Below are 19,651 nucleotides of genomic sequence, written 5' to 3'. Positions count from 1 at the left end.
CTGCTGCCTCGTCTATGTCGGGGAACATAGACTGTGCCAGTGGCTGTCAGCAGACGCGCGCAGACCAGCGCCGAGAGCCGGCGTCTGCTGATCGATGCCGCCGCTGAGCTGTTCGCCGAACAAGGCTTCCGCAGAACGACTTTCGTCGACATCGCCGAACGTGCAGGCATCAGCCGCGGGTCGATTCCGTGGCATTTCGGCAACAAGGACGGGCTGCTGAAGGCGGTCGTCGACGATGTCACCGGCGGAACGCTCAGCGACGCGCCCCGTCCTGTCGGGGTGGACGACGGCATCGCTCATGTCCGCGAATTCCTCCGCCAACCCACCACCCGACTGCTCATCACCCTGATCGCCGAAGCGGTCGAACCGGATTCGCCGGTCCACGGGTTCTACGAGGAGTTTCACCGGGCCATGCGCAAATGGGTGACGGGCTGGACGGACGGCCTTGCGATGCCGGCGGGCGTCCGCCGCGAGGAATTCGTCACGGTGGTTGCGGGCGCGATCATCGGTGTCCATCAGCAGTGGCGGGTCGCGCCCGACGACGTCGACCTCGACAAAACCCTCGACGCGCTGAAGGCGATCATCGGCGATGGGAGCAAGCGTCGCGTCAAACGTTCACCGGCGGGCTGACATTCGCTCGCTTGGCGTGCCACTCGGCCTGCAGAGCCAACAGGGAGGTGACGGGAACCTCCGGCATGTCGGCGCCGAGTTCCCGGTAGCGTTGGTAGACGTTGACGACGACGCGTTCGGCGTCCAGCCAGTCGGCGTACGGTCCGAGGTCGATCGCGAGCGCGGCCTCCTGAAACGAAAGACCGTCGCGGTGCGCCGCGTCCGCCTGCTCGCTGACGTGTTCGAGATAGCCACGCACAGAACGGATTCCGTTGGCGTCGGTGATCGGTCCGTGCCCGGGAACGACGGTCGGCGCGTCAAGCGCCAGCATGGTGTCGCACGCGGCAATCCAGTTCGCGATCGGGCCCGCCCACACGATCGGGGTGCCCCCGATGAACAGCAGATCGCCTGCGAACAGCACGCCTGCGTCGGGCACGTGCACCACGGTGTCGGCGCCGGTGTGCGCGGGCCCCAGGTTCAGCAGCGTCACCTGCCGACCGCCGACGTCGACGACCATCTTGTCGTCGAAGGTCGTGTCGGCATTGCGCAGCCGGATCCCGCTGAAGTCGAACGGGCCGAACCGCTCTCGCGCCCACGGCGTCGCGATCGGTCCGAGGTCGGCGACCTGCGTCATGGCGAGCATCTCCGGCGGCACATCGTGCGTGATCTCCTCGGCGGTGCACGCGGCCGCGATGATGCGGACCGACGGATCCAGCAGTTGATTGCCGTGGGTGTGGTCGCCGTTGGAATGCGTGATCACCATGTCGGTGATCGGCGCGCCGTCGGTGCATCGCCGCATCGCCGTCAGCATCTCGCGGGTCAGCTTCAGATCGAACAGCGTGTCGACGAGCATTGAGGCACCGTCGCCGACCACCAAACCGGCGTTGCTCCAACCATATCCGCCGTCGGGCAGCAGCCAGGCCCACACGCCGTCGCCAACCTCATGCAGGCCGCGCGTGTAGGGCCTGCGGGTGGGCGCGGGGTTGCGGCGAGAGGTCGTGACCGGCCGGTCGGGGCTGGGCCGCGGCGGCAGCGGATCGGGTGCGGGGCGGTGGCGCACGACATTTCGCGTCTCGCCCAGTCCCTCGACCCGCAGCGTCACCTCGTCGCCGTCGCGCAGCCAGCTCCTGAAGTTCTGCAACTCGGCCATTTTGAGGTGTTCCACGAGCGTGCACGTGGGTACGGTGCCCGATCCGAACACCTCACCGGGATGAAGCGTCACACCGCGGGAGGCGTACGAGATCACCTCGGCGAAACTCCAGTCCATCGCACCGGTGGATCCCGAACCGATCACCTCGCCATTCACCAGCGCAGTGACGCCGAGGCTGAGGGTGCCGTCGCGCAGATACGGATCGAGCTCATCGGGGGTGACCAGATAGGGCCCGAGGGTGATTCCGGTGTCTTTGCCCTTGGCCTGCCCGATGCCCAATTGACCTTCCAGCAGTTGCAGATCGCGCGCCGACCAGTCGTTGAAGATGCTGTATCCGATGATCGCCTCTGCGGCTTGCCGCACCGACAGGTCGGCGCCGCCGGGCCCGCCGATCACCGCCGCGATCTCCAATTCGAAGTCCTGCCAGGCACTTCCGGGTGCGCTCGGCACCTCGTCGTAGGGTCCGAAGACGGCCGACGGGTTGGCGAAATAGAACGCCGGGATGCGGTACCAGGTGTCCTTCAGCGTCCGACCGCCGCCCATCGCCTCCTGGCAATTGCGCATGTGGTCCAGAAAGCACAGGCAATCGCGGATGGCAGGGGGCCGCGGGATCGGCGGGCGCAGCGTGACCTCCCGCAGGCCCACCACCTCGGACGGGCCACGCAGCGCGCGTTCACCGGCCTCACGCAGACCGTCGGCGCCGAGTGCGACGAGGTCGACCAGTTGCGTACCCGGCGGCAGCGCGTGGATCGCGTCTTCGAAGACCACGCCGATGCGGTCAGTTGTCTCAGTTCGATACGTCGCCCAGCGCATGGTCGCCGCCTCTCTCTATGTTGACCAACATAGAAACTGTCGGGCGACATGTAAACCCCGGTTTGTCCGAAAGGCCGCTGACATCTCAGCCTCGCTGACTACGCTCGGGGCCATGTCTGACCTGTCCGACCTGCCGGTCCCGCGCTTCCTCGACGAACGCACCGCTCACTGGGCGCAAGCCAAAGCCGACGAAGAAGCGTTCACGTACCTGGACCGCACCTGGACATGGTCGGAGTGGAACGACCGGGTCCGCAGGCTCGCCGGCGCGCTGGCCGACCGCGGCGTCAAGCGCGGCGACGTGGTGGCGTTCCTGGACAAGAACCACCCGGCCTGCGTCGAGTTGACCATCGCCGCGGCGTCGCTGGGAGCGGCCAACGCCATCATCAATTTTCGACTGGCCGCCGACGAACTGGATTATGTGCTCAACGACTCCGGTGCCAAGCTGCTGATCGTCGGCGAGGAACTCAAGCCGGGCGTCGACAAGATCCGCGACGCGCTCACCAACGTCGAGCACCTCATCACCGTGACCCCCGAGGGCGGCGACGGTGACGAGTACGAGGCGCTGCTGGCTGGCGCGACGCCCGTCGGCCGCAGCGTCGACGTGGAACCCGACGACGTCTGCATCATCATGTACTCGTCGGGCACCACGGGCCGACCCAAGGGTGCCGAGCTGACGCAGGCGAACATCATCGCGCACACGGTCAACGCGCACGAGGGCTTCGAGTTCGACGAGGGCGACAAGAACATGGTGTCGATGCCGCTGTTCCACGTCGGCGGGTCGTCGTATGTGCAGTTCGGCATTCACGACGGCTTCCCGAGCGTGATGACGCGCGACGTCGACGGCATGACACTGGCGGGGGCAATTCTCAAGGGCGCCAACAGGACTTTCCTGGTGCCCGCCGTGCTGGCGAAGGTGCTCGAATCCGGTGAAGATGCCGTGAAGCTGTTCGGTGCGCTGAAGACGTATGCCTACGGGGCGTCGCCGATGCCGCTGCCCCTGCTGCGGGCGGCTTTGAAAGCATGGCCGAACACCGACTTCATCCAGGCCTACGGGTTGACCGAAGTGTGCGGTGTGATCAGCCATCTGCTGCCGGAGGCGCACCGCGATCCCGGTAAGGAGGAACGCCTCTCGAGCGCGGGCACGTTGGTGCCCAATGCCGAGGTGCGAGTGGTCGACCCGGACACGCTGCAAGACGTCCCCGAGGGTGAGCAGGGCGAATTATGGTTCCGCACACCGCAATTGATGAAGGGTTACCACAACAAGCCGGAGGCCACGGCCGAGGCGATCACCGAGGACGGCTGGTTCCGCAGCGGCGACATCGGCCGCGTCGACGACGGCGGCTTCATCTTCGTCGAGGACCGACTCAAGGACATGATCATCTCTGGCGGGGAGAACATCTACTCGATCGAGGTGGAGCGGGTCCTCGCCGAACACCCCGCGGTGGTCGACGTCGCGGTGATCGGGATACCTGACGAGAAGTGGGGCGAAGTGGTGAAAGCCGTTGTCCAGCTTGAAGGTGAGGCGTCCGAGCAGGAGCTGATCGCGTACTGCCGCGAGCATCTGGCCGCCTACAAATGCCCGAAGACCGTCGACATCAAGGACGAGCTGCCCCGCAATCCGACCGGCAAGATCCTCAAGAAGGATCTGCGCAAGCCGTACTGGGAGGGCCGCGACCGCGCGACGGTCTAGCCTCGGATCCATGACCCCGCCGCTGGACGACCTGCTGGACCGCCTGCACGTCGTCGCGCTGCCGATGCGAGTTCGGTTCCGCGGCATCATGGTTCGCGAGGTCGCGCTGCTCGACGGGCCGGCAGGCTGGGGGGAGTTCGGACCGTTCCTGGAGTACCAGCCGCCCGAGGCCGCGCACTGGCTGGCCGCGGCCGTCGAGGCCGCATACGGGCAACCGCCCGACATCCGGCGTGACCGTATCCCGGTGAACGCCACCGTGCCCGCCGTCGTCGCCGAACAGGTGCCCGCGGTGCTGGCCCGCTTTCCCGGTGCAGGTACCGCGAAGGTGAAGGTGGCCGAACCGGGCCAGTCGCTGGCCGATGACGTGGTGCGGGTCAACGCCGTTCGAGCGCTGGTGCCGATCGTGCGCGTCGACGCCAACGGCGGGTGGACCGTGGATGAAGCCGTCACGGCCGCGGCAGCGCTGACCGCCGACGGGCCGCTGGAGTACATCGAGCAGCCCTGCCGGACCGTGCCCGAACTCGCCGACGTCAGGCGTCGTGTCGATGTGCCGATCGCCGCCGACGAGAGCATCCGCAAGGCCGACGACCCGCTGCACGTGATACGCGCGGACGCGGCCGACGTCGCGGTGTTGAAGGTGGCGCCGCTGGGCGGGGTGCGCAAATTGCTCCAGATCGCCGCGCAGATCGACATCCCTGTCGTGGTGTCCAGCGCGCTGGATTCGGCCGTCGGCATCAGTCAAGGTTTGTTGGCCGCCGCGGCATTACCCGACCTGAAGCATGCGTGCGGGTTGGGCACCGGGGGGCTGTTCGTCGAAGACGTCATCGCACCCGAGGCACCCGTCGACGGGTATCTGTCGGTCAAAAGGGTGACACCCGAGCCCGGCCGACTGGACGCCCTGAAGGCCTCGGCGGACCGCAGGCAGTGGTGGATCGACCGCATCACGGACTGCTACCGCGTGAAATTCGAGTAAGCGCCTACGCTATCCGGTCGGGCCCGCTGGCCGAAGACTCCAGGCATGACCGGTTTACGCGTTGGCTTGCTGGACTTGATCGTCGCGGGCCGCCCGGCCGCCGACACGTTCACCCGCGTCAACTATCTCAGCGCCGCGGCGATAGGCGTCGACTCATTCTGGGTGCCTGACCATCTCAACTCCATTTTTCCTCGAGCGTTGTGGCAGCCGAAGTACTGCGGCGCCGCGCGGATTCAACCGTCGGTCGACGCGTCGATGGAACCGTGGACGATGCTCGGAAACATCGCCGCGCGCAATCGGATCGCTCGACTCCCGTTGGGTATCGGCGTCACCGACGCGGGCCGTCGCAATCCGGCGGTGACGGCGCAGGCCGCCGCGACGGTGAACCTGCTCAACCGCGGACGATTCATCCTCGGCATCGGGCCGGGCGAACGCGAAGGCAACGAGCCGTATGGCGTCGACTGGTCCAAGCCGGTCGGCCGGTTCGAGGAGGCGATGGCGACCATCCGGGCGTTGTGGGACTCGAAAGGTGAACTGGTCAACCGGGATTCGCCGTTCTTTCCGCTGCGCGACGCCGTCTTCGACCTGCCGCCGTACAAGGGTGAATGGCCGCAGATCTGGATCGGTGCGCACGGTCCGCGCATGTTGCGCGCGGTTGGGCGCTACGCCGACGGCTATTTCCCCGCGTTCCCACACAGCCCGACGGAATACGCGCAGCGCCTTCAGGCGGTCAGGACGGCCGCATCCGACGCAGGCCGCGATCCAATGGCCATCGTGCCTGCGATCCTGATGCCGATCCTGACGGGACGAAACCGCGACGACATCGATGAGGCACTCGAATCGGACGTGCTCAAGACCGTGGCGTTGAGCGCCTCCGACGAGTTCTACGCCCAGCACGGTGCCCAGCATCCGCTCGGCGTCGGGTTCGGCGGAGGCCAGGACCTGTTGCCGCAGACGCTGGAGGAAGAGACCGTGCTGTCGCACATCAAGGGCGTCACACCGGCGTTCCTGCGGTCCATGATGCTGACCGGAACACCCGACGAAGTCGTCGAACAAGCAGCGGCATGGCGCGATTGCGGCGTGCGGTACTTCGTCGGAATCAACACCAGCTTCCTGCAACAGAGTTTGCGCAACGGGATCGGGTCTGTCGTGCCCTTCCTGCGAATCCTGCGACGGCTGAAGAGGCTCTGAGTGGCGCCTGTCCTAATCCGTGGGGACCATGGCCTAGACGCCACCGCGACCGTCGCCAACACTGGGAGACGTGCGATCGGTGGTAGTCCTCGGCTATCCGGGCGTCCAGGCTCTCGACCTGGTCGGCCCGTTCGAGGTGTTCACCGGCGCCACCATCTACCTGGCGAGCCAGGGACGCGCGGATGAGGGCTACGCCGTCAACGTGGTGTCCCGCGGCGGCGAACCGGCCAGCACGCTCACCGGACTCGCGCTGGTGACCCAACCGCTGCCGGACCCGCGCGCACCCATCGACACCCTGGTCCTGCCCGGCGGCATCGGCGTCGACGACGCGCGCCGCGACGCGGACACCGTCGGCTGGATACAGATCGCCGCCGAGAACACCCGTCGGGTCGTCAGCGTGTGCACCGGCGCGTTCCTGTGCGCGCAGGCAGGCCTGATCGACGGGTGTACCGCCACCACGCACTGGGCGTTCGCCGACCGCATGTCACGCGAATTCCCCGCTGTGACTGTCGATCCCGAACCGATCTTCGTCCGCAGCTCCGAGAAGGTGTGGACCGCCGCTGGAGTCACCGCGGGTATCGATCTGGCGCTGTCGCTGGTGGAAGACGACTACGGCACCGACGTCGCGCAGACCGTGGCCCGCTGGCTGGTGCTGTACCTGCGTAGGCCCGGTGGGCAGACGCAGTTCGCGGCGCCGGTGTGGATGCCCCGCGCCAGGCGCGCGCCGATCCGCGAGGTCCAGGAGGCCATCGAGTCCGAACCCGGTGGTGCGCACAGCATTCCGGAGTTGGCCCGGCGCGCAGCGATGAGCCCCCGGCACTTCACCCGGCTGTTCACTGAGGAGGTCGGCGAGGCGCCGGGCACCTACGTCGAACGGATCCGCACCGAAGCCGCCCGCCGCCAACTCGAGGAGACAGACGACACCGTCACGGTGATCGCCGCTCGCTGCGGATTCGGCTCAGCGGAGACTCTGCGCCGCAGTTTCATTCGCCGCCTCGGCATTTCGCCGGACCAATACCGCAAGACGTTCGCGCACGCGAAAACCGGAATCGAAACCGGCTAGTCAAAGGAGATGGCAATGACGCAGATCGCAATCGTGGTGTATCCCGGCTTCACCGCGCTGGACTTCATCGGCCCCTACGAGGTGCTGCGCAGCCTGCCCGATGCGGAGGTGCGTTTCGTGTGGCACGAACCGGGGCCGATCGCCGCCGACTCGGGCGCGCTGCTGATCGGCGCCACGCACTCGTTCGACGAGACGCCGTCGCCGGACATCCTGCTGGTGCCTGGCGGCATGACGACGTTCGAACATGCCCGCGACGAGAAGCTGCTCGACTGGGTGCGGCAGGTGCACCAGACGACCACCTGGACCACGTCGGTGTGCTCGGGCTCGGTCATCCTGGCCGCCGCCGGGCTGCTGCGGGGACACCGCGCGACCTCGCACTGGATGGCGCTGCCCATGCTGAAGCCGTTCGGTGTCGAGGCCGTCGGCGACCAGCGGATCGTGCACGAGGGCAAGATCGCGACCGCCGCCGGGGTGTCGGCGGGCATCGACCTCGGGCTGTGGCTGGCCGGGCAGATCGTCGGTGAGGCCAAAGCCAAGGCCATCCAGCTCACCATCGAATACGACCCGCAGCCCCCGTTCGACTCCGGTCACATGTCGAAGGCGTCGGCGGCCACCAAGGCGTCGGCCACCGCGCAATTGACCAAGGAGACCGCCAAGCAGCACCAATTGAGCCAGCCGGCCCGGCTGCTGTGGGACGCCGCGATCCAGCGGGCGCGCGGCCAGCGCCGCAGCCGTGTCAAGGTGTGACCGCCGCTGTCACCCGCGCAACGCCAGCGGTACTGGGCCGCGATCGAAGGGCTCGCCGCGCGTTGAGTAGCGTCGGCGGGGTGAATCTGGCCTACGACGACCGCGGCAGAGGCGACCCCGTGCTGTTCATCGCGGGGCGCGGCGGCGCGGGACGCACCTGGCACCTGCATCAGGTGCCGGAGTTCGTGCGGGCGGGTTATCGCTGCGTCACTTTCGACAACCGCGGTATCGGCGCGACGGAGAACGCCGAGGGTTTCACCACCGAGACCATGGTCGGCGACACCGCCGCGCTGATCGAGAAGCTCGACCTCGCGCCGGTGCGCATCGTGGCGGTGTCGATGGGCGCCTACATCGCGCAGGAATTGATGGTCGCCCGCCCGGAGCTGGTCCGCTCGGCGGTACTGATGGCCACCCGCGGCCGCCACGACCGCACCCGCGACTTCTTCCGCGGCGCCGAGCTGGACCTGGTGCGCTCCGGGGTTCAGCTGCCGCCGTCCTACGACGCGAAAGTGCGTCTGCTGGAGAGCTTTTCCCCCAAGACGCTGAACGACGACGCCGCCGTGCGTGACTGGATCGACATGTTCACCATGTGGCCGACCAAACCGACGCCGGGGGTGACGACCCAGGTGTCGATCGCGCCAGAGGGCAACCGGCTCGCCGCGTACCGGAGCATCAAGGCGCCGGTGCTCGTCATCGGCTTCGCTGACGACGTGGTGCTGCCCGCGCATCTCGGCAAAGAGGTCGCCGACGCCATCCCCAACGGCCGTTACCTGGAGATTCCGCACACCGGCCACCTCGGCTTCATCGAACGGCCGCAGGTCGTCAATGCCGCGGCCCTGAAATTCATCGCCGATAGTCTGTAGTGGTGAACCCATCGACTGCGCAGGCCCGCGTGGTCGTCGACGAAATGATTCGCGGCGGCGTCCGGGACGTGGTGCTGTGCCCGGGTTCGCGGAACGCGCCGCTGGCCTTCGCGCTGCACGACGCCGACCGGGCAGGCCGCATAAGGTTGCATGTCCGCATCGACGAGCGCACCGCCGGCTATCTGGCGATCGGGCTCGCCGTCGCCGAACGCGCCCCGGTGTGCGTGGCGATGACGTCGGGCACCGCGGTCGCCAACCTCGGGCCCGCGGTCGTGGAGGCCAACTACGCCCGTGTCCCGCTGATCGTGCTGAGTGCCAACCGGCCCTACGAACTGCTCGGCACCGGCGCCAACCAGACCTTCGAGCAGATGGGCTACTTCGGCACCCAGGTGCGCGCTAACATCAGCCTCGGCCTCTCCGAGGACGCTCCTGACAAGATGGACGCGCTGAACGCGCAATGGCGCTCGGCAACATGTCGAGTCCTGGTGGCCGCCACGGGATCTCGCACCGCCAACGCCGGCCCGGTGCAATTCGACATCCCGCTGCGCGAGCCGCTGGTGCCCGACGCCGACGACCCCGCCGAGCGCTACGCGCCCGAGGGCAGGCCCGACGGCAGGCCGTGGACCTACACGCCGCCAGTGACGTTCGACCAGCCGCTCGACATCGACCTGACCCCGGACACCGTCGTGATCGCCGGGCACGGCGCGGGCGCGCATCCCAATCTCGCCAAGCTGCCGACCGTCGCCGAACCGACCGCCCCGCCTGCTCAGAATCCGCTGCACCCGTTCGCGTTGCGGCTGATCCACCCGCAGCAGGTGATCATGCTGGGCCGCCCGACGCTGCACCGGCCGGTGTCGGCGCTGCTGGCGGACCCCTCGGTGCCGGTGTACGCGCTGACCACCGGGCCGCGCTGGCCGGACGTCTCGGGTAACTCGCAGGCCACCGGCACGCGGGCGGTGACCACCGGCGAGCCGAACCCGGCCTGGCTGCACCGCTGTGCCGAGGTCAACCGGCACGCGGTCGAGGCGGTGCGCAGCCAACTCGCAGCGCACCCGCTGACCACCGGACTGCATGTCGCCGCCGCCGTCGCCGACGCGGTGCGGCCAGGCGACCAACTGGTGCTGGGCGCCTCCAACCCGGTGCGCGACGCCGCACTGGTCGGGCTCGACGCGCGGGGCATCAAGGTGCAGTCCAACCGCGGCGTCGCGGGTATCGACGGCACGGTGTCGACTGCGATCGGCGCGGCGTTGGCGCACGAGCGGGAGGCGGGCGGGAGAAATCCGGGCCGGACCATCGCGTTGATCGGTGATCTGACGTTCGTGCACGACAGTTCCGGGCTGCTGATCGGGCCGACGGAGCCGACACCGCGCAACCTGACGATCGTGGTGTCCAACGACAACGGCGGCGGCATCTTCGAACTGCTCGAGCAGGGCGACCCGCGGTTCTCCGACGTGTCGTCGCGGATCTTCGGCACCCCGCACGACGTCGACGTCGGCGCGCTGTGCCGGGCCTACCACGTCGAGAGCAGACAGATCGAGGTCGCCCAGTTGAGCGGCGCGCTCGGTGAGCCGTTCGAGGGGATGCGCGTGCTGGAGGTGAAGGCCGACCGGTCGTCGCTGCGCGCGTTGCATGCATCGATAAAGGCTGCCCTGTGAGGCAGCTGAATACGTTGCGGCGCTGGTTGATTCCCCGGCTGACCAAAGATCCCGGCGAAACTCTGTCCCAACGTGTGTTTCGTCGGATCCGGATCGGGATCATCGTCGTCGCATGTCTGGTGACGCTGCAGTCGGTGCTGTTGGTGCTGGGCGCGTGGCGCAACGACCGGCAGATCGAGCGCCACATGGGTGTGGCCGAAGCCAATGTGCTCAACGCCGGACCGCGGCGGTCCACCATCGAGTTCGTCACCCCGGACCGCGTCACCTACCGTCCAGAACTGGGGGTGCTGTACCCGTCGGAGCTGGAGAACGGGATGCGGATCTACGTGGAGTACGACACCAACAATCCCGATCTGGTTCGGGTGCAAGACCGTAACGCGTCGCTGGCCATCATCCCGGCAGGCTCGATCGCAGTGGTCGGCTGGCTGATAGCGGGTGTCCTACTGGCCGGCGTCACGCTGGTCGAGAAGCGAGTGACCAGAACGCCTGCCGCGGTTCAGGATTGAATGAGCTTGTTCAGCCAGTCGTTGTCGTAGATGTCGAGCTTCTCGCCCTTGTCGAGGTCGTAGACGGTGGGGGTGCCCATCTCCGTCGAGTCGATCTCGTAGAGGAACTCGAAGTTGGCGTTGTCCATGTCCTTGATGTTGACCGCCGACCCGCCGCCCTTGATGTTCTGCGCGACGGCGTCGGGCATGGCCGCCTTCTTGGCGTACCCGGCGAGTTCGTCCCCAGTGGGCGGCTTGCCGCCGGGACGCTGGTTGGCCCAGACGTTTTCGACGAAGCGCTGGAACTCGGTGCCGGTCGCCGTCACCGCGGGTGAGCCGGCCTTCTCGGCGGCCAAAAACAGCGCGTTGCTGACCTGACCCGAGTAGCCGTCGGTCTTGTCGTCCATGAAGATCATCGGCCGGTAGGTCACCTCGAGTTCGCCGACGGCGATGTAGTAGGCGAGTTCGTCGCCGAAATCGTGCTGCAGATCCGCGCAGTGGTTGCACTGCGGTTCGGTGTAGATCTCGATCTTCTTGGGCGCGTTGGCGAATCCGGCGACGACCCCGAAGCCGTCCTTGCTGACCGACAGCGGCGGCTTGTCCGGATCGGGGGCCGCGGTACCCGTGACTTGTTTGGTGCAGCCGACAGCGGTGATCGTCAACGCCGCCGCGATGAGCGCCAAGGCCCGGGATATCCGCATGTCAACCGCCCTTCTTTGTGCGCACGATACTCGAATCGGCGACCGCGGACGGTGCGAACATCGGCACGAGGTTTTTGCGTGTCGTATGCCCCCAGGCAACCTTTGCGACAGCCGTCGATGCGACAGTCGTGGCGTGCGCGTCGCAATCGTCGCAGAATCGTTCCTTCCGAATGTCAACGGCGTTTCGAACTCGGTGCTCCGCGTGATCGAGCATCTGCGCCGCACAGGGCACGAGGCCCTGATCATCGCCCCGGACAACCCGCGCGGTGAACCCGCTGCCGACAAGGTGTACGACGGCATCCGTGTGCACCGAGTGCCGTCGCGGATGTTTCCGAAGATCACCTCGCTGCCCCTCGGCGTGCCGAGACCGCGGCTGGTGAACGTGCTACGCGGTTTCGACCCCGACGTGGTGCATCTGGCGTCGCCTGCACTGCTCGGCTACGGTGGACTGCACGCGGCGCGCTTCCTTGGCGTGCCGACGGTCGCCGTATTCCAAACCGACATAGCGGGTTTCGCGCAGAGCTACGGCATCGGGTGCACGGCCCGCGCCGCCTGGGCGTGGACGCGGCATCTGCACAGCCGCGCCGACCGAACTCTGGCGCCCTCGACCGCCGCGATGGAAGACCTGACGGCACACCGCATTCCGCGGGTGCACAAGTGGGCCCGCGGGGTCGACGTCACCGGCTTCGCTCCGTCGATGCGCGACGACGCGCTGCGGCGTAGCTGGTCGCCACAGGGCAGGCCGATCGTCGGTTTCGTGGGGCGGCTCGCACCGGAGAAGCACGTCGAACGACTGGCGGTGCTGGCCGGACGCGACGACCTTCAACTCGTGGTCGTCGGCGACGGCGTCGACCGCGGCAAGCTCGAAAAGACGCTTCCGTCAGCGGTTTTCACCGGTGCACTATACGGGACCGAGCTCGCGACGGCGTACGCCAGCATGGATGTGTTCGTCCACCCCGGCGAACACGAGACGTTCTGCCAAGCAGTCCAGGAGGCGATGGCGTCGGGTCTGCCCGTCGTCGCCCCGAACGCGGGCGGGCCGCGCGACCTGGTTGCCCCGTACCGCACCGGATTGCTGCTGAACGTCGACGAGTTCGAAGCCAGGCTGGCCGACTCTGTCGACCATTTGATCGTGGAACGCCAACGCTATTCGCCGGCCGCTCGCCGCAGCGTGCTCGGCCGCACGTGGCCTGCGATCTGCGACGAGTTGCTCGACCACTACGAGGACGTCATCGGCATGTGCCGCGCCGACGCCGCCTAGTTTCAGCCCTGCGCTTCGACAGCGACGGGTTGCCACTCTTCCCATGTTTTGAGCCGGTTCTTGTAGTCGGCCTTCGCCAGTGACAGCGGCAGGGCGCCGAAGAACACCCGCAGCGGCGGCTCGGCGGCGTCGACGATCTTGAGCACCGCGCGGGCCGATGCCTGCGGATCGCCCGGTTTGGACACCCGCTGGCTGCGCGCCCGTTCGGCGGCCTCGTGCACCTCTTTGTAATCGGGCAGCGGCGCGGAGCGCTTGGCCGACGACCCCGCCCAGTCCGTCGCGAACCCGCCGGGCTCGATCAGCGTCACGTGGATTCCGAACGGCGCGACCTCCTGCGCCAGCGACTGCGAGAAGCCCTCCAGCGCCCACTTCGACGCGTGGTAGATGCCGACGTTCTGGAAGGCGGTGATGCCGCCGATGGACGACACCTGCAGGATGTGGCCGCTGCGCTGCGCCCGCAGGTACGGCAGCGCGGCCTGCGTCACCCACAGCGCGCCGAACACGTTGGTCTCGATCTGCGCCCGCGCCTCGTCCTCGGTCAGCTCCTCGATGAAGCCGAAGTGGCCGTAGCCGGCGTTGTTGACGACGATGTCCAGCCGTCCGAAGTGGTCGTGGGCCTGTTTGACCGCGGCGAAGTCGGCGTCGCGGTCGGTGACGTCGAGTTGCAGCGGCAGGAGCGCGTCGCCGTACTTCTCGACCAGGTCGGCCAGCGTCGCGGTGTCGCGCGCCGTGGCGGCGACCTTGTCGCCCCGCTCGAGCGCTGCGATCGCCCACTCCCTGCCGAACCCGCGTGATGTCCCGGTGATGAACCAAACCTTGTTGCTCATGGTGGTGGTAATGCCCATTGCGGCCTGCGCCATTCCCCGATCAAGGATGTTCACAGCTACGGTGGCTGCGTGAGCCGCGCGACGCTGGACAAGGACCCGCATGAGGTGGCGTCGATGTTCGACGCCGTGGCGCGCCGCTACGACCTGACCAACACCGTGCTGTCACTTGGGCAGGACCGGTTCTGGCGACGGGCCACCCGCTCGGCGCTACGCATTGGGCCTGGCGACAAGGTGCTCGATTTGGCGGCGGGGACGGCGGTGTCCACGGTCGAACTGGCGGCTTCCGGCGCGTGGTGTGTGGCCGCGGACTTCTCGGTCGGCATGTTGGTGGCCGGTGCAGAGCGCGACGTGCCCAAGGTCGGGGCGGACGCGACCCGGTTGCCGTTCGCCGACGGCGTGTTCGACGCGGTGACCATCAGCTTCGGGCTGCGCAACGTCGTCGACCACTCGGCAGGGCTGCGCGAAATGGCCCGCGTGACGCGCCCCGGCGGCCGACTGGTGGTGTGCGAGTTCTCGACGCCGACGAACCGCGCGTTCGCCACCGCGTACAAGGAGTATTTGATGCAGGCGTTACCGCGCATCGCCCACGCGGTGTCGTCGAATCCCGATGCCTATGTCTATCTCGCCGAATCGATTCGGGCCTGGCCCGATCAGGCGGAACTGGCGCGCCGCATCGCCGACGCAGGCTGGTCGGCGGTGCGGTGGCGCAACCTGACCGGCGGCATCGTCGCGCTGCACGCCGCCGTCAAGTCCTAGCGACACCGTGCAGCGTTACATTTCCTGTGGCACAAGCGAATTGAGCTGAGAACGCGGGTGTACCCCGACGTGCTCCGCATCGCTTCGGATCACAGGTAGTCCGCAGGTTGAACGCCCGTATGCGCGGGTACTCGCCGTGGATTGGAGATATCCAAGGCGTTAGCACGGAGCAGTGAACAATGAACATCATCAACGGCGCGGTAGGCGTCATCACCCGGGCCGCGGAAGCCACGACGGCGGCCGCGGGCGCTGTCGGTGGCGCGGCCGTCAACGGCGTGATCGGCGGCGTGCAGGGCACCTTCGCCGGCGCCAAGAACGGAATCACGAGCGGTAGCCATTCGACGCCCGCGGCGGCCCTCACCCTCGCCGCGATCGGCACGGCGGGGTTGGTCGAGTGGCCCGTGCTGGTGGGTATCGGCGGCACGGCACTTGTTGTGCACCAACTCAACCAACGGTCCGGTGGCCAGGCGCCACCGACTCTCATGGCCGTACCCGACGCGGAATCGGCGAAGGTGAAGCCCGCGACAAAGCGTGCTGCCGCCCGCAAGACCGCGACCTCGGCCAAGTCGACGTCACGAAAGTCCGCGGCGGGGACTCGCCGTTCTGCCGCCAAGCGCTGATCGCCGTGGATTTCGTCAAACTGATGCGGTCCTCCGCATCGCTGCCTTTTCGCGTGCTCGACACCGGCGTGAGAACCGCGTCCGCCGTCACCGCCGGAGGGGTCGGTCAGGTGATGACTGCGATCACCGATGTCGTGTCGGAATTGGCGGGCGGCGCGCGCTCGCGCCGCTGTTGGGAGGGAGACGGCCGCTGCTGGATCGAAGTACGCGGGCTCACCGACGCGGGCCGCAACGATCGAGTCGGTCAGCTCGTCGCGGCGAAGCTGCGGGCGCGCCCGGGAGTGCGGTGGGTCAAGCTCAACCAACCGCTGTCACGGGTGGTGGTGCAGCTGGATGAGGACGCCCCGACGCTCTCGGATCTGTGCGGCGTGGTCGATGTCGCGGAAAAGGAAGCCGACCAAGAGGGTGACCCGGGCGCGTCACCGGTCTCGCCGCTGGCCGTCGAATTGCCCGGTGACACGATGGCGCTCGCGGCAGCTGTCACCGCGGCCGCGACCAGCGCGGTCGGCCTGTCGGTAACGCTCGCCGGTCGGGCGTTGCTGTGGCCACGCCTGCCTGCGGCGCTGGCGGCAACGGTCACGCTCGTCGACTATCAGCCGCGGCTTCGGCGGTTGGTGGAAGACCGACTCGGAGCCGACGGGGCCGACACCGCGCTCGCCTTCGCAACGAGTGCCATGTACACGTTTACTCAGGCGCCGGCCTCCCTCGCGGTCGACCTCGCCCTGCACATCATCCGGGCCGCAGAGGCGCAGTCGGCGGCCCAGGCCTGGCGGCGGCGGGAGCCGGGGCTGGCCAATCGGGCGGACTGCAGTGATGGGGTTCGGCCGTCGCAGCGGCCGCGGCCAATGCCGCCGGGGCCGGTCGAGCGACACGGCGATCGCTGCGGCGTCGTGCAGGGCATCGGTGCCGCGACGGTCGGATTCGCAACGGGCAGTCTTGATGCTGCCGCCACCGCCGCACTCGTCGCCGCGCCGAAGGCGGCTCGCACCAGCCGGGAGGCGTTCGCCGCAACGATCGGTCGTGGGCTGGCGGATCACCACGGCGTGCTGCCATTGGCGGCCGCGGCGTTTCGCAGACTGGATCGGATCGACACCGTCGTCATCGACCCCCGCGCCTTGTGCACCGACCAGCTGCGGGTCGGGCGCATCCGCAATGCCACCGGTCCCGAACGCACGGCGATCTGGCAGTGGGCGGACAAGGAGATTGACCGCGGTGCGATCGCGGCGGGCTGGCACAGGATTCCGGGCGCCAACGGTCATCGGCCCGCGGGTGAAGCCCTGGTCCGCTACACGAATCATCCGCTGGCGTCGGCCGTGTTGCGCGAAGCACGAAGCGGTGGAGCCGATGTGGTGTCACTCGACCTCGACTCGCTCGATGAGCTGCGGTCGGGTTTCGACGACCTCTATCCCTACCACGGGTCGGTCGACCAGGCCCTCGCACAACTGGTCACCCGCTTACAGGAAGACGGACGCACGGTCATGGCTGTGACGCGCGATGCTTCTCAGGCGGTCGCCGACGCCGACGTGGGTATCTGCATCGGAAGCGGGCCCGCGGTCTGGCACGCCGATCTGCTCGTCGACGATGTGGATGGCGTCTGGCGAATCATGCGAGCACTTCCCGCGGCACGTCGCGTGAGCGAGCGCGGCGTCGAAATAGCCACTGGCGCATCACTTCTCGGCGCTCTATTGATGATCCCCGGCGTTCGCGGCCGAGGTCCTGGGCCTGTCACTGCCGGAGCGGGCGCGGGTGCCTGGACAGGATACCGGCTCGCCCGCGGTGTGTTGAACGCGGCACCGCCGGTCGCGGACACCACGCGTGAGTGGCATGCGCTTTCGGTCGAACAGGTCCGCCGGCTGTTACCGCCGCCGCCGAAATGTGCTGAACGACAGGCCAAGTCGCGGCTGTCGGCGGCCCGATCAGTGGCTACTCCTCTGCGCCGCAACGTCAGCGACTTCGTCGATGCGATGCGTGACGAGCTGTCCGATCCGCTGACGCCCGTGCTCGCCATAGGTTCGGCGGCCAGCGCCGTGCTCGGCTCCCCATCGGACGCCGTGCTTGTCGGCTCAGTTCTGACCGGAAACGCGGCGCTGGCAGCCACCCAGAAGCTTCGTGCCGAACGCCTGCTGCGCCGACTGCTGGCTGTGCAGGATCCGCCCGCCCGCTGCGTGCTCGAGAACCAAGGCTATGCCACTGTCGACACCGCACGCTTGCGGCCGGGCGATCTGATCGAGGTGCGGCCGGGTGAGGTGGTTCCCGCGGATGCCAGGCTGGTTCGCGCCACGGACGTCGAGGTCGACGAGTCGTCTCTCACCGGCGAATCCCTCCCTGTACCAAAGCAAGTCGACGCCACGCCGGCCGTCCCGGTGGCTGAGCGCGCGTGCATGCTGCACGCAACCACCACAGTTGTGGCAGGCACCGCTGTCGGCATCGTCACCGCTGTCGGCGGCCAGACCCAAGCCAGGCGTGCGATGCAGGCCCCTGGCGCAGGTGGTTCCTCAGTCGGTCTTCAGGCGCAACTGCGTGACCTCACTGATCGGGCGTGGCCGGTCAGCATTGCCGGTGGTGGACTCGTCACGATGCTCGGCCTGCTCCGCCGCACCGGGTTGCGGCGGGCGGTCAGCAGCGGCGTCGCTGTCAGCGTCGCCGCCGTTCCGGAAGGCCTGCCCCTGGTTGCCACCCTCGCCCAGCAGGCGTCGGCGCGTCGACTGACGCGATCCGGTGCGCTGGTGCGTAGCCCGCGGTCGGTCGAGGCGCTGGGCCGTGTCGACGTGGTCTGCTTCGACAAGACGGGCACTCTCAGTGAAAACCGACTGCGGGTCACCCGGATCGAGGCAGCCGAGGGCATGAGCGATGACGACGTACTCGCACATGCGGGCCGCGCCACGCCGCCGGCCAACGGCGATCGGCACGAACATGCTACCGACAGTGCTGTCGCGAAAGCCGCTGAGGCGGTTGATGACTCGTCCGTCACGGCAGATGTGCATCTGCCGTTCAGGTCTGGCCGACCGTTCTCGGCATCCATCCGCGGTCGCGAGTTGTCGATCAAGGGTGCGCCTGAGGTCGTGCTGCCCGCGTGCTCCGGCTCGGAGAAGCCGGTGCAACGGTTGGTGGCGAAACTGGCCGAGAAGGGACTGCGCGTGTTGGCGGTGGCGCGGCGTCAACTGACCGAACCCGAAGTACGTTCCGCTGCAGCGGATCCCGATGCCTTCGCCGAACTGTGCACGCGGCAATTGCAATTCGTCGGTTTCCTTGGTCTTTCGGACACGCCGCGGCCCGACGCCGCTGAGGTGCTCACGCGTCTGACGGGCGCCGGTGTCGCCGTGCGTCTGATAACAGGCGACCATCCGGTTACTGCCACTGCGATCGCGGACGAACTTGGCATGGCGGTCACCGCAGACCAAGTGATGAGTGGCGCCGAGTGGGAAGCACTGGCGCGGCGTGAGCAGGAGCGCGCGGTGCAGGACCGCGTCGTGTTCGCCAGGATGTCACCGGAACACAAAGTGCAGATCGTGGAGACGCTCGAGCGAACTGGCCGAGTCTGTGCGATGGTCGGTGACGGGGCCAACGACGCCGCAGCGATACGCGCGGCGACTGTCGGAATCGGCGTGGCTTCGCACGGCAGCGACCCGGCCCGCACGGCCGCCGACGTGATGTTGCTGGAGGGCAGGATCGGGTCGCTCATGGATGCGCTCGACGAGGGCAACCGATTGTGGCGCCGAGTCCAGGCGGCGGTGGCGATTTTGCTTGGCGGCAATGCAGGTGAGGTGGGCTTTGCTCTCCTCGGCACGGCGCTGACGGGCCGCTCGCCGCTGAACACCAGGCAGCTGCTGCTGGTCAACATGCTCACCGACGCGCTTCCGGCGGCGGCACTCGCGGTCAGCGAGCCTACCGGTGAGCCGGCGAACGGACACCGCGGCCTCGACGAAGCGGAGTTGTGGCGCACCGTTGCCGTGCGCGGCGCGACGACGGCCGGCGCCGCGACGGCGGCGTGGGCGTTGGCGAGCGTCACGGGAACTCAACGGCGCGCGTCGACGGTGGCGTTGGTGGCCCTGGTTTCGGCTCAGCTGGGGCAGACGTTGATCGATTCGCGCGATCCGCTTGTGGTGAGCACCGCCGTCGGGTCACTGATGGCACTCGGCGGGCTGATCAGCACACCGGTGGTCAGTCAACTGCTCGGCAGTACACCGTTGGGTCCTCTCGGCTGGGCGCAAGCCTTGGGCGCAGCGACTGTCGCGACCTCAGTGGCC

The 19,651-nt window shown here is 67.9% G+C and carries 15 protein-coding genes and 1 pseudogene; 13 read left to right on the top strand and 3 right to left on the bottom strand.

Features of this window, described 5'->3' with window-relative positions; translation table 11 throughout:
* The first annotated feature begins 39 nt into the window (after positions 1–39).
* Entirely contained in the window at positions 40–630 is a 591-nt protein-coding gene (locus A5724_RS24725; RefSeq protein WP_067808558.1) for a TetR/AcrR family transcriptional regulator, read from the top strand.
* Here the strand turns inward: A5724_RS24725 and A5724_RS24720 are convergent.
* Positions 608–2,572 (bottom strand): fumarylacetoacetate hydrolase family protein, encoded by a 1,965-nt coding sequence (locus A5724_RS24720; RefSeq protein ID WP_067808556.1) that lies wholly within the window; start codon positions 2,570–2,572, stop codon positions 608–610. The two genes, A5724_RS24725 and A5724_RS24720, sit on opposite strands and share 23 nt — an antisense overlap.
* 121 nt (positions 2,573–2,693) lie before the next feature.
* Here A5724_RS24720 and A5724_RS24715 point away from each other — a divergent pair, with 121 nt between their 5' ends.
* The 8 genes from A5724_RS24715 (at position 2,694) to A5724_RS24680 (ending at position 11,260) form a co-directional block, all read left to right on the top strand.
* Positions 2,694–4,262, top strand: coding sequence for a long-chain-fatty-acid--CoA ligase (locus tag A5724_RS24715; RefSeq protein WP_369830665.1), 1,569 nt, complete (start codon positions 2,694–2,696; stop codon positions 4,260–4,262).
* 10 nt (positions 4,263–4,272) lie between these two features.
* Positions 4,273–5,235, top strand: coding sequence for an o-succinylbenzoate synthase (locus A5724_RS24710; protein ID WP_067808550.1), 963 nt, complete (start codon positions 4,273–4,275; stop codon positions 5,233–5,235).
* 45 nt (positions 5,236–5,280) lie between these two features.
* The gene (locus A5724_RS24705) at positions 5,281–6,426 is read left to right on the top strand and encodes an LLM class flavin-dependent oxidoreductase (RefSeq protein WP_067808548.1); all 1,146 of its coding nucleotides are present in this window, start codon (positions 5,281–5,283) and stop codon (positions 6,424–6,426) included.
* 79 nt (positions 6,427–6,505) lie between these two features.
* The gene (locus tag A5724_RS24700; protein ID WP_067808796.1) at positions 6,506–7,489 is read left to right on the top strand and encodes a GlxA family transcriptional regulator; all 984 of its coding nucleotides are present in this window, start codon (positions 6,506–6,508) and stop codon (positions 7,487–7,489) included.
* 15 nt (positions 7,490–7,504) lie between these two features.
* On the top strand, positions 7,505–8,236 hold the full coding sequence (locus tag A5724_RS24695; RefSeq protein ID WP_067808546.1) for a DJ-1/PfpI family protein: 732 nt from the start codon (positions 7,505–7,507) through the stop codon (positions 8,234–8,236).
* A gap of 80 nt (positions 8,237–8,316) precedes the next feature.
* Entirely contained in the window at positions 8,317–9,099 is a 783-nt protein-coding gene (locus A5724_RS24690) for an alpha/beta fold hydrolase (RefSeq protein ID WP_067808544.1), read from the top strand.
* Positions 9,100–9,101: 2 nt separating this feature from the next.
* Positions 9,102–10,754, top strand: a complete 1,653-nt coding sequence (gene menD, locus A5724_RS24685; protein ID WP_067808794.1) for a 2-succinyl-5-enolpyruvyl-6-hydroxy-3-cyclohexene-1-carboxylic-acid synthase — start codon at positions 9,102–9,104, stop codon at positions 10,752–10,754.
* The gene (locus tag A5724_RS24680) at positions 10,751–11,260 is read left to right on the top strand and encodes a DUF3592 domain-containing protein (RefSeq protein ID WP_067808542.1); all 510 of its coding nucleotides are present in this window, start codon (positions 10,751–10,753) and stop codon (positions 11,258–11,260) included. The genes menD and A5724_RS24680 overlap by 4 nt, the downstream gene beginning before the upstream one ends.
* Here A5724_RS24680 and A5724_RS24675 read toward each other — a convergent pair.
* Complete coding sequence (locus tag A5724_RS24675; RefSeq protein ID WP_067808541.1) at positions 11,251–11,940, bottom strand: thioredoxin domain-containing protein; 690 nt, start codon at positions 11,938–11,940, stop codon at positions 11,251–11,253. The two genes, A5724_RS24680 and A5724_RS24675, sit on opposite strands and share 10 nt — an antisense overlap.
* 133 nt (positions 11,941–12,073) lie before the next feature.
* Here A5724_RS24675 and A5724_RS24670 point away from each other — a divergent pair, with 133 nt between their 5' ends.
* Positions 12,074–13,201, top strand: coding sequence for a glycosyltransferase family 1 protein (locus A5724_RS24670; RefSeq protein ID WP_067808539.1), 1,128 nt, complete (start codon positions 12,074–12,076; stop codon positions 13,199–13,201).
* 2 nt (positions 13,202–13,203) lie between these two features.
* On the opposite strand, the gene A5724_RS24665 is transcribed toward A5724_RS24670, so the two are convergent.
* Complete coding sequence (locus tag A5724_RS24665; RefSeq protein WP_067808792.1) at positions 13,204–14,028, bottom strand: SDR family oxidoreductase; 825 nt, start codon at positions 14,026–14,028, stop codon at positions 13,204–13,206.
* 69 nt (positions 14,029–14,097) lie between these two features.
* On the opposite strand from A5724_RS24665, the gene A5724_RS24660 reads away from it, so the two are divergent.
* From A5724_RS24660 to A5724_RS35225, 3 genes and pseudogenes are all read left to right on the top strand, one after another.
* Positions 14,098–14,784 (top strand): demethylmenaquinone methyltransferase, encoded by a 687-nt coding sequence (locus A5724_RS24660; RefSeq protein WP_067808536.1) that lies wholly within the window; start codon positions 14,098–14,100, stop codon positions 14,782–14,784.
* 179 nt (positions 14,785–14,963) lie between these two features.
* Entirely contained in the window at positions 14,964–15,404 is a 441-nt protein-coding gene (locus A5724_RS24655; protein ID WP_067808534.1) for a hypothetical protein, read from the top strand.
* A 23-nt stretch (positions 15,405–15,427) separates the two neighbouring features.
* Positions 15,428–19,594 (top strand): annotated as a pseudogene (locus A5724_RS35225) (HAD-IC family P-type ATPase); the annotation flags it as partial.
* Positions 19,595–19,651 lie beyond the last annotated feature (57 nt).

The sequence above is a fragment of the Mycobacterium sp. ACS1612 genome, assembly GCF_001667505.1.
Taxonomy (GTDB): domain Bacteria; phylum Actinomycetota; class Actinomycetes; order Mycobacteriales; family Mycobacteriaceae; genus Mycobacterium.
The sequence above is the reverse complement of the archived record's forward strand: the minus strand, read 5'-3'. Positions and strand labels throughout refer to the sequence as shown.

What these genes read in the sequence shown, in the direction of transcription:
- A5724_RS24720 (WP_067808556.1), bottom strand. Translation starts at nt 2,572, where the DNA reads ATGCGCTGGGCGACGTATCGAACTGAGACAACTGACCGCATCGGCGTG.
- A5724_RS24710 (WP_067808550.1), top strand. Translation starts at nt 4,273, where the DNA reads ATGACCCCGCCGCTGGACGACCTGCTGGACCGCCTGCACGTCGTCGCG.
- A5724_RS24705 (WP_067808548.1), top strand. Translation starts at nt 5,281, where the DNA reads ATGACCGGTTTACGCGTTGGCTTGCTGGACTTGATCGTCGCGGGCCGC.
- A5724_RS24695 (WP_067808546.1), top strand. Translation starts at nt 7,505, where the DNA reads ATGACGCAGATCGCAATCGTGGTGTATCCCGGCTTCACCGCGCTGGAC.
- A5724_RS24675 (WP_067808541.1), bottom strand. Translation starts at nt 11,940, where the DNA reads ATGCGGATATCCCGGGCCTTGGCGCTCATCGCGGCGGCGTTGACGATC.
- A5724_RS24665 (WP_067808792.1), bottom strand. Translation starts at nt 14,028, where the DNA reads ATGAGCAACAAGGTTTGGTTCATCACCGGGACATCACGCGGGTTCGGC.
- A5724_RS24655 (WP_067808534.1), top strand. Translation starts at nt 14,964, where the DNA reads ATGAACATCATCAACGGCGCGGTAGGCGTCATCACCCGGGCCGCGGAA.